This window comes from Campylobacter gracilis (assembly GCF_018374135.1).
Classification (GTDB): domain Bacteria; phylum Campylobacterota; class Campylobacteria; order Campylobacterales; family Campylobacteraceae; genus Campylobacter_B; species Campylobacter_B gracilis_A.
Window position 1 is genome coordinate 72254 of the sequence record NZ_JAHAFS010000012.1, and the last position, 12975, is coordinate 85228.

The window sequence follows — 12975 nt, forward strand, 5'->3', positions numbered from 1 at the left end:
GAATATAAAAAATATATAAAACACAATTTCGTAAAAAATTTACCGAATTTTATACGAGTATTTTCTATTCTTATCTTTTTGCTTTCAAATTCTAAATCCTGCAATCTTAACCCCTAAATAAAATGATTACGCATTTTATTGCCTACAACCTTACACAAACTATAAAATTAGCATATTTATAGTTTGTGTAACGCAATCTATGTAAGGGCTTCCGAGAACGGATTAAATTTGGATTTGCATCCAAATTTAAAGCGATCCGTCGCTGCTACTTTCTCGGGGTTTAGGAAGCGGCGAAATTTTAGTATAATATTCCTCCTTGCCGTTGTATTGGCGGCTAAAAACGCCGTCTGGGATGGTAAAGTTGCGCTTGGTTTGCGGATATTCTTTTAAATAGGCATCTAAAAATTTCGCAAAGACCGGTGCTGCAGTACGTCCGCCACCCTCGACCTTTCGCATAGGTTTATAATCGTCGTTGCCATACCAGATTATGATCTGCAGATCGGGCGTAAAGCCGCAAAACCATGCATCTATGCTGTCGTTTGAGGTACCTGTTTTGCCCGCTATGTCGATGCCTTGCACTCGCGCGCGAGTACCGGTGCCGCGCTGCACGATATTTTTTAGCAGCGTAGTCATCAGATATGCCTGCTCAGGGCGCAGCACGCGACGTCTCTCAGGCTCGATAAAGCGAGTTTTGCCGTCCTTATCGGTAATCGAAACGATAAATTTTGATTTTGCTGTAATTCCAAGCCCCGGGAACATCGAATACATTGTGGAGTATTCAAGCGGCGAAATTCCGTAGCTGCCGATAGCCACCGATAGAGCGGGCGGGACGTTTTTAAAGCCGAACTCGCCCAGCTTTTTTACCGCGCGATCAACGCCGATAGATTGCATCAGATTGATCGAGGCAAGGTTACGTGAGCGCGTTAAAGCTTCTTTGATCGTGATGTAGCCGCTGTAAGTCTTGTCGTAATTTTTCGGCTTCCACGTTTTATCGCTGCCATCGTCGAATTCTCTAGCTATATCGGGAACTTCGGTCATCGTCGAGTAGCCCATATCAAGGGCGATTTGATAGACGAAAGGCTTGAAGCTGGAGCCGGTTTGGCGCTGGGATTGGCTGGCGCGATTGAAATTTGATTTCGCGTAATCCACGCCGCCTACTAAGGCTAAAATTTCGCCATTTTGCGGATGCGTGACGACCATAGCGCCGTTTACGTTACTTGCATTGGCGTCTTTGTTGCGCTTTAAAATTTCATTGTAGCCGAAAACTAATGCCTCTTGCGCCATCGCTTGCGCCTTTAGATCAAGGCTCGTGTCTATGCGATATCCGCCCGTACGGACGTCCGGCAGAATTTTTTCGGCTTCTTTTATAATCTCATCTACGGCATACGGCGCTACGTTTTGCGTGAGCGTTTCATTGTAGATCATAGGCTGTTCGTTCATCGCAAGCTCATATTCGGTCTTATTTATCCAGCCGAGCTCATGCATCCTATAAATCACATTATTGGCGCGCGAAAGCGACAAATCTAGGTGCTTAGTAGGATCGAAGCTGCTAGGAGCTTTCGGCAAGCCCACTAAAATCGCGATCTCTTTAAGGCTCAAATCTTGCAAATCCTTTTTGAAATATCCCAAAGCCGCCGTGCGGATGCCGTAATATCCGTGCCCGAAATACACTTCGTTGAAGTAACGCTCTAGAATTTGTTCCTTGCTTAGGGCGTTTTCTATCTTAAGCGATAGAATCGCTTCTTTGATCTTGCGATCAAGCTTCTTTTCGCTCGAAAGAACTAAATTTCGCGTGATCTGCTGCGTAATCGTGGAAGCCCCTTCGACGAATTTCATCGCTTTGACGTCCTTAATAATCGCCCTAAAAATCGCCTCCACGTTCACGCCGCCATGCTCGAAAAACGCCGTATCCTCGATAGCTACGAGCGCCTCGATCACGCGGCCCGGGATCTCGTCAAATTTTACGTAAATTCTATTTTGTTCATTAAAAACATTGGCTATCAAATTGCCGTTGCGGTCATAAATTTTAGTCGTAAGCTCGGGATGATAATCTATGATCGAGTCCGATTCCAAGCGGATTTGCGAGTAAAAATACAAAAAAATTCCGCCTGCGGCAAACGCACAAACCGTAATAAAACTAAATAAAACTCTTACCATACAAACCTCTTTAAAATTTCCAGATCAAGCCCCATCGCCGTGAATTTTGACCCACGCGAGCTTTTGATATATTTTTCGTTAAAGCCTTCGATACTCATCGCACCCGCCTTGCCACGCCAATCGCCGCTAGCGATATAGCTTTTTAAATCCGCTTCATTAAATTCCGCAAATTCAAAGCTTGCGACGCTAAGTGCCGAAAGCTCTAGCGCCTTACTGCAAAAAATCATCGCAGTATAAACGGCGCAGCTGGCACCGCTTTGAGCTCGCAGCATTCTTAATGCGTCCGCTTCATCCCGCGCCTTGCCTAAAATTTTACCGCCGGCAAGCACGGAGCTATCGGCAAACAGCACTCTATCATAATTTTTATAAATTTTAAAAAACTGCACTTTCTTGGCTACGGCAACGCGGTAAGCATAGGTGCGTGCATCGTCCTTGCTAATGCCGCTTTCATCGAAATTAAAAGGAATTTGCGTAAATTCTACGCCGTTATCCTTTAGAATTTGCGCTCTAGTAGGCGAACTTGAAGCTAAATAAATCATCAAAATTCACCCACTGTCACGCCCAAATAAACGCAAATCAGCGTAACTACGATATTTAACGGGATGAAATATTTAACGACGATGATTAAATGCTCATTCGCCTCAAGCTCATCTCCCGCATCCAAAGCTCGCTTCAAAGATGAAATTTTATAATGCATGTAGATAAAATTTAGTAATATAAAGCCGGCGCCAGCCCACAGTGTCGCAATCGCGCCTTTTACCATAGGATCTGAAAATTTAAAACCTCCGCCGTCCGCAAGAAAAAATCCACTTACGCAAACGATCGCCAAAAATAGTGCAAAGAGTTGTTCGTAGCGTTTCATATATCGCAAAATTTCTGTAAATTTTACATCCTTTACATCTGCTTGGCTTTTACTGCTTAAATTCATAAAAATTCGCGCGATCAAAAATACGCAGATCTGCGCGCAGATCAAAAAAATCACGCTTAAAATGTGAATCAGCGGCAAAATTTGCGAGGCTTTGATGAAGCCGGTATCGATTTCGTTCAAATTTTACCTTTTGCGTAAGAGATCGCCTCTTTGATCGCTTCTTCGATTTTTAGCACGTCCTTGCCGCCTGCGGTTGCAAAATCATCGCGTCCGCCGCCGCCGCCGCCTAAAATTTGCGCCGCGAGCTTAACCCACTCACCTGCTTTAATAGGTGCGTTTTTAACGCCTGCTGCAATTGAAATTTTGCCATCTGAGCCCACTTGCATCAGCATTATCGCCGCCTTTTCGTGGCTATTTTTAAACTCATCTATCATAGTTTTTATATCGCCGCTTTCGACCGAGGCTACGCAAAGTTTGGTATCGCCAACATTTAAAAACGCCAGTGAATGAGAACTGCTTGCATGCTTGATCTGATCTTTTAGCGATCTGATCTCATCTTTTAATTTCTCAATCGCGCGGAGAGGCTCAATCCCTTTTAGCTCCGCAGAAATTTCAGCAAGCTTAGCGCGATTTTGAAGCGCTAAATTTAAAGCAGCGCGAGAACAAACCGCCTCGATACGTCTAACACCCGCACTTACGCCGCTTTATTTGACTATAAAAAACGACCCTATTTCGCTTAAATTACGCACGTGAATTCCGCCGCAAAGCTCCTTGCTAATCTCTCCAAAGCTCACAACGCGCACTTTTGAGCGATATTTTTCGCCAAAAAGCGCAATCGCGCCGCTGTTTTTAGCATCATCTATATCCATAATCTCAGTTTTTGCCGCACAGCCCTTGCAAACGGCATTATTTACAAATTCCTCGATTTTAGCTAGCTCCTCATCGCTAAGTGCCTTAGGATGCGAGAAGTCAAATCTTAAGCGGTCTGCTTCGACTAAGCTTCCTGCTTGAGCGATATGAGCCCCTAGCACCGCACGAAGCGCCGCGTGTAAAAGATGTGTCGCGCTGTGATGGCGTGCAATCTGCTCACGCTCCTCAGAAACCTTGAGCCCGACGATATCGCCAATTTTTAAGTTACGATTAAGGCGCAAGTGGGATAAATTTAGCCCATAAAATTTCTGCGTATCAAACACATCGGCTATGGACTCCACTTCACCACTATCGCCCATCTGACCGCCGCTTTGTGCATAAAACGGAGTGATATCAAACATCGCCCAGCCGATATCGCCGGCTTTGAGCTCATCCACTTCCGCAAAATCCTCGTTAAGCAGTGCTAAAACCTTGCTCGTGCGACTAAGCTCTTCGTAACCGCTAAATTTATTCTCGCCGAATTTCTCTAGCAGTGCCTTAAAATCGCCACGGACGTTTTTATCGCCACTGCCCCTCCATGCAGCCTTAGCTATCTGCCTTTGCTCGCTCATAAGCGCGTCAAATTTAGCCTCATCCACGCGCAAATTTTTCTCGCGCAGCATATCGGCGGTCAGATCGAGCGGAAAGCCGTAGGTATCGTATAACTTAAACGCGACCTCGCCGCTAAAAATTTCTTTAGTGCGCGCAAGCTCCTCGTTAAAAAGCTCGATGCCGTTTGCCAAAGTGGCGAAAAACCGCTCCTCTTCGAGTTTGATCTGCTCCTTTACGGCTTGCTTTTTCTCATTCAGATAGGCATAGTGCCCGCCCATCAGCTCGCATACTTTATCCACGAGGCGATACATAAAGGGCTCTTTGATGCCGAGCAGATAGCCATGGCGAACGGCGCGGCGCAGAATTCTACGCAAAACATATCCCCTGCCCTCGCGATTAAAATTTGTTCCCTGCGCTAGCAAAAACGTAACCGAGCGGATATGATCGGCGATGACGCGATAGCTCGCGCCGCTTTCATAAACGTAAGGTTTGCCGCAAAGCTTTGCAACCTCGTCGATTAGTGGCATAAAAAGCGAGCTGTCATAGTTGCTAAATTTGCCCTCTTTAATCGCTGTGACGCGCTCAAGCCCCATGCCAGTGTCGATGCTAGGCTTTGGAAGCGGGCTAAGTTTGCCGTCTTTGCTGCGCTCGTACTGCATGAAAACTAAATTCCAAATCTCCAAAAAGCGGTCGCCGTCGCCGCCCATATAATCCTCGGGCGAGTGAAAATGCTCCTCACCCTGATCGTAAAAAATTTCGCTGCACGGTCCGCACGGCCCGGTATCGCCCATCGCCCAAAAGTTATCGTGATCGCCGAAGCGGTAGATGCGCTCCTGCGCTATGTGGCGCGCCCAGAACCCAAACGCCTCATCGTCCTTTTCATGCACGGTGACGTAGAGTTTATCTTTAGGAAGCTTTAAAATTTCAGTGATAAACTCCCACGCATAGGCGATTGCCTGCTCTTTGAAATACTCGCCGAAGCTGAAATTTCCAAGCATCTCAAAAAACGTATGATGGCGCGCGGTGTAGCCGACGTTGTCTAGGTCGTTGTGCTTGCCACCGGCGCGGATGCAGGTCTGACAGCTCGTGCGGATAGGCGGCGTCGGACGCGGAACGGCTCCAGTAAATATGCTTTTAAACGGCACCATGCCCGCGTTTGTAAAAAGCAAGCTATCATCATCTGGCACCAGCGGTGCACTAGGGATGATCTGATGGCCCTTGCTTGCAAAGAAATTTAAATATTCGCTTCTAATATCCATGATTTGTCCTATTTCAAGTTAAATTTTAAAGGCGCATTTTAGCTAAATTAGATTTTAAAAATTATAAATTTTAACCATTCTTAGTTATAATGGCACAAAAGATTAAATTTAGGGCATGGCGATGAAAAAAAAGATAGCGATCATAGGCATGGGCGAGCTTGGTCAAAAGCACTTCAGCGAGCTAAGAAGGAGCGATTATTTCGAGCTTGTAGCGCTTTATCATAAGGGCAGCAGTGAAAATTTTGGCCCGCGCTATCCGATCTTTGATAATCTAACCGATCTTTTTAACGTCGCTAAGCCCGACGCCGTAGTCATCACAGCTCCCCCGCCATCGCATAAAGAGCTGATTTTAAAATGCCTGCCGTTTACTAAAAATATCTTTGTAGAATCTCCGCTCGCACAAAGCCTAGCCGAAGCTAGAGAGATAAACTACGCAGTCACCACTAACGGTACACGCCTAGCCGTAGGCTACTCCGACCGCTACAATCCTGTCATCGTATCCTTGCTACGCGAGCTTGCCAAGGGGGATAAAATTTTTTCGATGAGCTTTGTAAGCGGTTTTGCAAACGATGATAGAGCAGATATCGTCGCCAATGCCCTTTTTAGAGATATCGATCTTGTGCGGCTGCTTTCTCACAGCGAGATCGCTTGCATAGAACTTAGCAAAAATATCTCTAAAGAGCGCACTCTAGCCGCATGTGCAACGCTTCACACAAAAAGCGGCTGCTATTGCACGCTAATGCAGTCCAATCTCTATCCGATCAGACGCCACGGTATCGAGATTTGCACCGATAGTGGCGTGTATTTCGGCGATCTAATCTCAATAACTCTTTTTAAAATTACGCCTGACGGGCGCGTGAATCTACGCGTCGATCGCGATGACTTTTCGCTACGACGTGAACACGAAGCGTTTTGCGCGATGTGCGACAGCAGCACTAACGCAGGTCTTGCAAGCGTAGAGGATGCGATAAAAATCAGAGAAATCATCTCATGAAAAAAGCTTTAATTTTGCTCAACATGGGCGGTCCGAACAATCTGGGCGAGGTTGAAGTTTTTTTAAAAAATATGTTTAACGACCCCTTTATTTTGAGCATTAAAAGTGGTTTTTGGCGCAGCATTTTGGCTACACTCATCGTAAGAAGTAGAGCGGCGGCGGCGCGTAGCAACTACGAAAAACTGGGCGGACGCTCGCCGATATGCTCCATCACCGCAGCTCTTTGCGGGCGGGTAAACGAGCTAGCGCGAGCCGAATTAGGCGCGGGATTAAAATTTGAAGGCACGGCGGATGCAGGTGCCGCAAATGAGCCGCCGCAAGATATTTCATTGCAAAGCAAGCAGCCGCGAGACGTCCTGACGCAGGGCGAGGCGCTGCAAAATGAAGCGCCGCGGGATAAAAAACCGATAGACGAGCTGATTTGCGATTATGCGATGAATTACACGCCGCCATTTGCGGAGGATGTGTTTAAAAAATACGCGGATTTTGACGAGATAATTTTGATGCCTTTGTATCCGCACTTCTCGAAAACTACGGTGCAATCGAGCCTGTACTCTGCCGAAGCGGCGCTTAAACGGCTCGGTATAAAAAATTATAAAACCATTGACATCTTCTACGACAACGCCGCTTACAACGAAATTTTACTAAATTTAATCGCAAGCTGCGTCGCGAAATTTAGCGCGGATGAAATTTCGCAAATTTCGCTCATATTTTCTGCGCATTCGCTGCCGGTAAAAATGATCGCCGCGGGCGATCCTTACGAGGCACAGGTCGAGGCGCATGTGGAAATTTTAAAAGATCTGCTGGCTGCGCGCGGGATTAAATTTAAAGAGATCATTTTGGCGTATCAATCGCGCCTGGGTCCCGTGAAGTGGCTAGAGCCCAATGTCGCGGACGTCTTGCGAGATCTGCAGAGCAAAAAAGCGCTCATATTTCCGATCGCATTTTGCGTGGATAATTCAGAAACGAATTTCGAATTAGATATTTTTTATAGACAGCTTGCGCGCGAGCTGAATTACGAATACTACGAAGTGTGCAAATGCCCGAACTCCCGCGAGGATTTTGCAAAATTTATACTCGCGCAGGCGCTGTAAATTTAGAGATTAAAATTTAATCTTTTAGTTTGGATTTTTTATATTCTTTATGAAGCTTGAGGATTGAATACAATGCGGATAAAAATAGCAATATACTAGTTAAGGTTAGTATATTTCTTTGAAAATATAAATTATCCCAATCCTCTGCATTTGAGGTATGTATTTTTGTTCCATCGCAATACCCGTATTCATTTAAAAATCTTTCCGACATTTTAATTTTTACGCAAATTTGATCTATATAGTTTTTGTAAATTAAATCACAAAATTGCATACCGAATTGTTCATAATCTGTCTTGCTATTTCCGATATGCAGATCAAAAATTTTACCGCTTCCTCGCACGGATATATTGCAGCCGGTTCCGCCACGATAGCTATCATATTTATGAAATTCGCTTATAGTTCCAACAAAAACAAAAGGATCTTCTATATTTTTTCTACTAGGTGCGCTTTGATATGCTATCAAAAGAAGTATCGGTGCGATAAATGAAACGCAAACAACGATTAGCGTTATAAAAGTGTGTTTCCGATCGAAGCCGAATTTAATCAAATCATACCAATAATCTACGTAGTAAAGCGGGTTTTTCATTGTATTCCTTTAGTAGCTTTTGGCAAATCAGAATATTCTTGTAGCGATTTAAAACCACCTGTAATAAGTACACCTTTTATCAACACTTCCTCTACTCATCTATATCTCCTTTATTAAAATTAAGGCATTGGAATTTTGAGCGTCAGAATTTTCCTGTGAGCCCCGCTCTAAATTCTGACGCCGCCCATCTAAAAGTCTCTTTAACTTTTCAAGCCTTGCCTCGTTCATCCTTATCCCCGCTAAGCCATCGATTTAAAAGTCTAAATTTTAAACCCCAAGCAAAATCTCAAAGCCTTCCTTGCGCGTCTTTATAGACGTTTTTCACGTCGTAAACCAGCGAGCCCCTGTAATCAAGCTCGAAAAATTGCTTATGCGCCACGGCAATTACGACGCAGTCGAATTTGCGCAAATCGGGCTTTTGCAGCAGATCGATGTCGTAGTATCTCTTAGCGTCGGCGGCGCTCGCCCAAGGATCATAGACGCTTACCTCGCAGCCGAAATTTTTAAGCTCGTTTATCATATCCACAACGCGCGTATTGCGGGTGTCGGGGCAGTTTTCTTTAAACGTAAGTCCCAAGATCAAGACCTTCGCGCCCTTTACCTTTTCGTCGTATTTTATCATCATCTTGATGACCTCCGTAGCGACGTAGCTTCCCATATTATCGTTGATGCGACGGCTTGAGAGGATGATTTCGGGGTGATAACCCACCTCGGTCGCCTTCTGCGCCAGATAATACGGATCGATGCCGATGCAGTGTCCGCCCACGAGGCCCGGACGGAAGCTTAAGAAATTCCACTTCGTAGCCGCCGCGTCGATGACGTCGTTGGTGTTGATACCGAGCTTGCCAAACAGGATCGCAAGCTCGTTTATAAAGCCGATATTGATGTCGCGCTGGGTGTTTTCGATCACCTTTGCGGCCTCGGCGACCTTGATGCTGCTAGCGCGAAAGGTGCCGTTTTGCAGGATACTAAGATAGACGCTATCTACGACGTCCAAAGCCTCCGGCGTGCTTGCCGAGACGATCTTTTTGATCTTCGTGACGGTGTGAATTTTATCGCCCGGATTGATCCGCTCGGGCGAATATCCGCAGAAAAAATCGCGGTTAAATTTAAGCCCGCTGGCGCGCTCCAGTACTGGTACGCAGTCCTCCTCTGTAGCGCCCGGATAAACGGTGCTTTCATACACGACGATGTCGCCCTTTTTAAGCACGGCCCCGACGCTTTCGCTGGCCTTGATTAGCGGCGTAAGATCGGGGCGATTTAGCCTATCTACGGGCGTAGGCACGCACACGATATAAAAATTGCTCTGCCTCATATCATCTAGATTTGCGCTAAATTTAAGCCCGTTTTGAATCGCCGCAGCAAGCTCCTCGTCGCTAAGCTCCAGCGTGCGATCGTGCCCGCCGCGCAGCTCGTCTATGCGGTCCTGAGCTACGTCAAAGCCCACGACCTCGTGTTTCGCGGCAAACGCCGCCGCCAAAGGAAGCCCCACGTAGCCAAGTCCGATTATCGCTATTTTCATTTTTCCCTCATTTGCTTTCATATTTTCCTCTTTTCTTTGCGTTAAATTTCATCGTTAAATTCCGCAGCCAAACTCGCTAAATTTCGCAGTTGCGCAGACATACGGCGTGAATTTATAGCGCTGCGTCTTAAAAATTTACGCTACAAGCTTGCTCGCCATTTTGCTTGCATTACTTGCGCGACAGCAAATTTAAAATTTTGTCTTGATACGGAATTTTACGCCGCGGCAAAATTTCGCATCACGATAAAATTCCATCGCCGTGCCGTTAAAATTTGCGCTGCGAAATTCTATGCCACCAAAATTCCGCGCCATAAAATTTAAACGCCTTAAAATTTCAAAAAGCTGCGCCGAATTCCGTAAAATTTCATCGCCGCAAAATTTTAAAAAACCTCGCGAAATTTAGCAAATTTAATCTTTAATTTCAACCGCCTCATCCTTGATCTCGACCTTTTGCGTGGCGTTTGCGTCGGCTGCGGGCTTTAGATAGCCCTCCTCTATCAAAATTCCTACCGCTCGCTTAAATATCGGTAGCGCGTTTTGAGCGGCGTAGTAGCTGCCCCTTTTAGGCTCGCGCACCAAAACGCCGATCGTGTAGCTGGTGTCCGCGTCGTTGGCAAAGCCAAAAAACGAGCTGTTATAGGCGCTCGAATAGCTGCCCCCCTTGGCGATGCGCGCAGTGCCCGTCTTGCCGCCGATTTGCAGCCCCGCTACCCGCCCCTTGCGCCCCGTGCCGCTCTCAACCGTTTTGATTAAAATTCCTTTGATTACGTCAGCGGTAGTTTTAGAGATTACCTGGCGGGTTTCGCTTTCGTTAACAGTGTAAGTTTTGCCGTTATTTTCTAGATTTTCGACTAGGCGCGGGCTAATCATGACGCCGCCGTTGTTAAAGACGGTATAGGCATTGAGCATCTGAAGGAAGGTCATCTGCGCGCCGTAGCCGTAGCTGATCGTGGCTTTGTAAATTTTATTATTCAGGCTTTTGATGCTTGGGATATTTCCGCTTTGCTCATACGGCAGATCAATGCCTGTTTTTTGCGACATACCAAAATTCATAAGCCCATCATAAATAGCCTGCCCCTCCAGCCGCTCTGAAATTTTAATCATTCCTATGTTTGAGCTGTGGATGATGATCTCCTCGCCACTCATCTGCTTAGCCGGGTGCGTGTCGCGGATCGTGCGAGTACCAAGCTTATAGCTGCCGTTATAGGTATTGATAATCTCGCCCGGTTTGACGGCTTTGGCGTCGTAGGCGATTGCGAAAATTATCGGCTTCATAATAGAGCCCACCTCGTAGGCGTATTCGCTCGCGGTAAAATTTAAATTCTTAAGATCGTTTTTCGTGATGTTTGAGGGGTCATAGCGGGCATTGGTCGCAAGAGATAAAATTTTGCCCGTTTTAGAGTTCATAATGCCCACCACGATTTCTCGCGCATCGTAATTATCAGCGCCCTCATCGCTTAGGCGCTCTATCTTTCTTTGCAGCGTTAGCGGCACGCTTAGGCGGACATTGTAGCCGTCGATCCTGCCCGTCTTTTTGCTGCTGCGCTCTAGAATGATATTACCGCCGATATCGCGCGGACCCACGATAAACTCATCTCTAACCGGCGCTAGATAATACTCGTAGTACTTCTCAATCCCTTTGATGCCGCTAACCTTAGTGATGCCGCCGACCTCTTTTTTATTGATATAGCCGATTAACGGAGTGAGCGAATCACCGACATTGTAGCTGCGCTTCTCGCCGCTTTCGCTCACGCTCATGCGGATAGGCGGATTTAGCCTGCCGTTTGCGCCTATAAAGCTAACAAAGACCTTTTTTAAATTTAGCTTATACGCAAGCTCTTTAAGGTGCACGGCGGTTTTGGCGTCGATCTTATACGACAGCACTGTCGTGCCGCCAGAGCCCTCGATAGCGCTTTTGACACGCTTTTCGCTATCGCCCGTGTAGATGCAGTATAGCCGCACGAAAAGATCAAGCTTGTTTTTATCGATGCTACGTGCATCGACACTAACTTTGTAGAGTTTGACGGAATTTGCCGCGACATAATTATCTTTTGCGATTATCGCGCCGCGGATCGCGCTGTTGGTTTCATTGACGTCCAGACGCGGTAACTTGCGCTCGGTGCTGCCCCAAAAATATAAAATCGCCAAAAATACGAAAAGCGCCGCCGGCACGAATATAAACATCACGATAATCATACCGACTGAGGAGCTTTTATCTCTTTGCCACATCTTATTTCTTTAAAATTTTAAATTCCGCGCGTTTTTTACGCCGCCGCATTTCAAGCTTTGGCTCAATGCTGCGCTCCGCGCGGAACTTTAAGATCCGCAAATCGCTCAAAGCCGCTATCTTGCACACTAAGCTCAGCAAATAAAGCGAGGAATTCCGCTCGCGGCATCTCTTTAGCACCCATAAATTTCAGATGCTCGTTCATAATCTGACAATCGATTAGAAAGCCGAAATTTTCAAGCACCTCACAAAGCCTAATCAGCGCTACTTTCGAAGCGTTGCTCTTTAGGCTCAGCATACTCTCGCCGCAAAACACACGCCCAAAAATTAGCCCGTATAGCCCACCCACAAGCTCGCCCTCCTCGTATGTCTCGACGCTGTGAGCATAGCCGTCTGCTGCCAAACGCGAGTAAGCCTGCACGATCTGCTCGCTGATCCACGTGCCGTCGCTCTCTTTTTTGCGCACGTCTTTGCAGCGCTCGATGAAGCCCTTAAAATTCGCGTCAAATTTCACTTCATATCGCTTAAGATAGGGCTTGATGGACTTTTGCACGCGCACTTCGCGCGGATCAAGCACCGCGCGCGGATTGGGCGACCACCATAAAATAGGCTCATCCTCGCTAAACCACGGAAATATCCCTGCGCTATAAGCACTAAGCAAGCAATCCTCGCTCAGATCGCCGCCACTTGCAAGCGGCGCAAAATCGGGCGCATCCATAGGATCTGGAAAATCGTAAAACCGAGCCATTATTTAACGACACTGCTTTGAGCTAGTGCGGGTTGCTTTTTTTCTATCTGTGGCAAAGG

Annotated in this window: 10 protein-coding genes and 1 pseudogene; 2 read left to right on the top strand and 9 right to left on the bottom strand. The window is 46.5% G+C overall.

Annotation, left to right across the window (positions count from 1 at the left end):
* Window positions 1–246: 246 nt before the first annotated feature.
* The 4 genes and pseudogenes from KH703_RS06965 to alaS all read right to left on the bottom strand — a co-directional run bounded on the left by KH703_RS06965 (window position 247) and on the right by alaS (window position 5745).
* The gene (locus KH703_RS06965) at window positions 247–2157 is read right to left on the bottom strand and encodes a transglycosylase domain-containing protein (protein ID WP_304295195.1); all 1911 of its coding nucleotides are present in this window, start codon (window positions 2155–2157) and stop codon (window positions 247–249) included.
* Complete coding sequence (maf, locus tag KH703_RS06970; RefSeq protein WP_304295196.1) at window positions 2151–2696, bottom strand: septum formation inhibitor Maf; 546 nt, start codon at window positions 2694–2696, stop codon at window positions 2151–2153. The genes KH703_RS06965 and maf overlap by 7 nt, the downstream gene beginning before the upstream one ends.
* Window positions 2696–3205 (bottom strand): hypothetical protein, encoded by a 510-nt coding sequence (locus KH703_RS06975; protein ID WP_304295197.1) that lies wholly within the window; start codon window positions 3203–3205, stop codon window positions 2696–2698. Before KH703_RS06975 ends, maf begins: the two co-directional genes overlap by 1 nt.
* Window positions 3202–5745: pseudogene (alaS, locus tag KH703_RS06980) on the bottom strand (alanine--tRNA ligase). The gene KH703_RS06975 and the pseudogene alaS overlap by 4 nt, the downstream one beginning before the upstream one ends.
* A gap of 121 nt (window positions 5746–5866) precedes the next feature.
* Between alaS and KH703_RS06985 the strand changes: the two are divergent.
* Both KH703_RS06985 and hemH read left to right on the top strand, forming a co-directional pair.
* Complete coding sequence (locus KH703_RS06985) at window positions 5867–6739, top strand: Gfo/Idh/MocA family protein (protein ID WP_040304050.1); 873 nt, start codon at window positions 5867–5869, stop codon at window positions 6737–6739.
* A complete protein-coding gene (gene hemH / locus KH703_RS06990) occupies window positions 6736–7833 on the top strand; it encodes a ferrochelatase (RefSeq protein WP_304295198.1) in 1098 nt (365 codons plus the stop codon). The genes KH703_RS06985 and hemH overlap by 4 nt, the downstream gene beginning before the upstream one ends.
* 16 nt (window positions 7834–7849) lie before the next feature.
* Here hemH and KH703_RS06995 read toward each other — a convergent pair whose 3' ends face one another.
* The 5 genes from KH703_RS06995 to aat form a co-directional block, all read right to left on the bottom strand.
* A complete protein-coding gene (locus tag KH703_RS06995; RefSeq protein ID WP_177386614.1) occupies window positions 7850–8419 on the bottom strand; it encodes a hypothetical protein in 570 nt (189 codons plus the stop codon).
* Window positions 8420–8705: 286 nt separating this feature from the next.
* Complete coding sequence (locus tag KH703_RS07000) at window positions 8706–9941, bottom strand: nucleotide sugar dehydrogenase (RefSeq protein WP_304295199.1); 1236 nt, start codon at window positions 9939–9941, stop codon at window positions 8706–8708.
* A gap of 189 nt (window positions 9942–10130) precedes the next feature.
* Window positions 10131–10253: a hypothetical protein gene (locus tag KH703_RS07005; protein WP_304295200.1), complete on the bottom strand. Its 123-nt coding sequence runs from the start codon at window positions 10251–10253 to the stop codon at window positions 10131–10133.
* Between the two features lie 96 nt (window positions 10254–10349).
* On the bottom strand, window positions 10350–12170 hold the full coding sequence (locus tag KH703_RS07010; protein WP_304295201.1) for a penicillin-binding protein 2: 1821 nt from the start codon (window positions 12168–12170) through the stop codon (window positions 10350–10352).
* 62 nt (window positions 12171–12232) lie between these two features.
* A complete protein-coding gene (gene aat, locus KH703_RS07015) occupies window positions 12233–12916 on the bottom strand; it encodes a leucyl/phenylalanyl-tRNA--protein transferase (RefSeq protein ID WP_304295202.1) in 684 nt (227 codons plus the stop codon).
* Between the last annotated feature and the right edge of the window lie 59 nt (window positions 12917–12975).

What these genes read in the sequence shown, in the direction of transcription:
- KH703_RS06965 (WP_304295195.1), bottom strand. Translation starts at nt 2,157, where the DNA reads ATGGTAAGAGTTTTATTTAGTTTTATTACGGTTTGTGCGTTTGCCGCA.
- maf (WP_304295196.1), bottom strand. Translation starts at nt 2,696, where the DNA reads ATGATTTATTTAGCTTCAAGTTCGCCTACTAGAGCGCAAATTCTAAAG.
- KH703_RS06985 (WP_040304050.1), top strand. Translation starts at nt 5,867, where the DNA reads ATGAAAAAAAAGATAGCGATCATAGGCATGGGCGAGCTTGGTCAAAAG.
- hemH (WP_304295198.1), top strand. Translation starts at nt 6,736, where the DNA reads ATGAAAAAAGCTTTAATTTTGCTCAACATGGGCGGTCCGAACAATCTG.
- KH703_RS06995 (WP_177386614.1), bottom strand. Translation starts at nt 8,419, where the DNA reads ATGAAAAACCCGCTTTACTACGTAGATTATTGGTATGATTTGATTAAA.
- KH703_RS07000 (WP_304295199.1), bottom strand. Translation starts at nt 9,941, where the DNA reads ATGAAAATAGCGATAATCGGACTTGGCTACGTGGGGCTTCCTTTGGCG.
- KH703_RS07005 (WP_304295200.1), bottom strand. Translation starts at nt 10,253, where the DNA reads ATGGCGCGGAATTTTGGTGGCATAGAATTTCGCAGCGCAAATTTTAAC.
- KH703_RS07010 (WP_304295201.1), bottom strand. Translation starts at nt 12,170, where the DNA reads ATGTGGCAAAGAGATAAAAGCTCCTCAGTCGGTATGATTATCGTGATG.
- aat (WP_304295202.1), bottom strand. Translation starts at nt 12,916, where the DNA reads ATGGCTCGGTTTTACGATTTTCCAGATCCTATGGATGCGCCCGATTTT.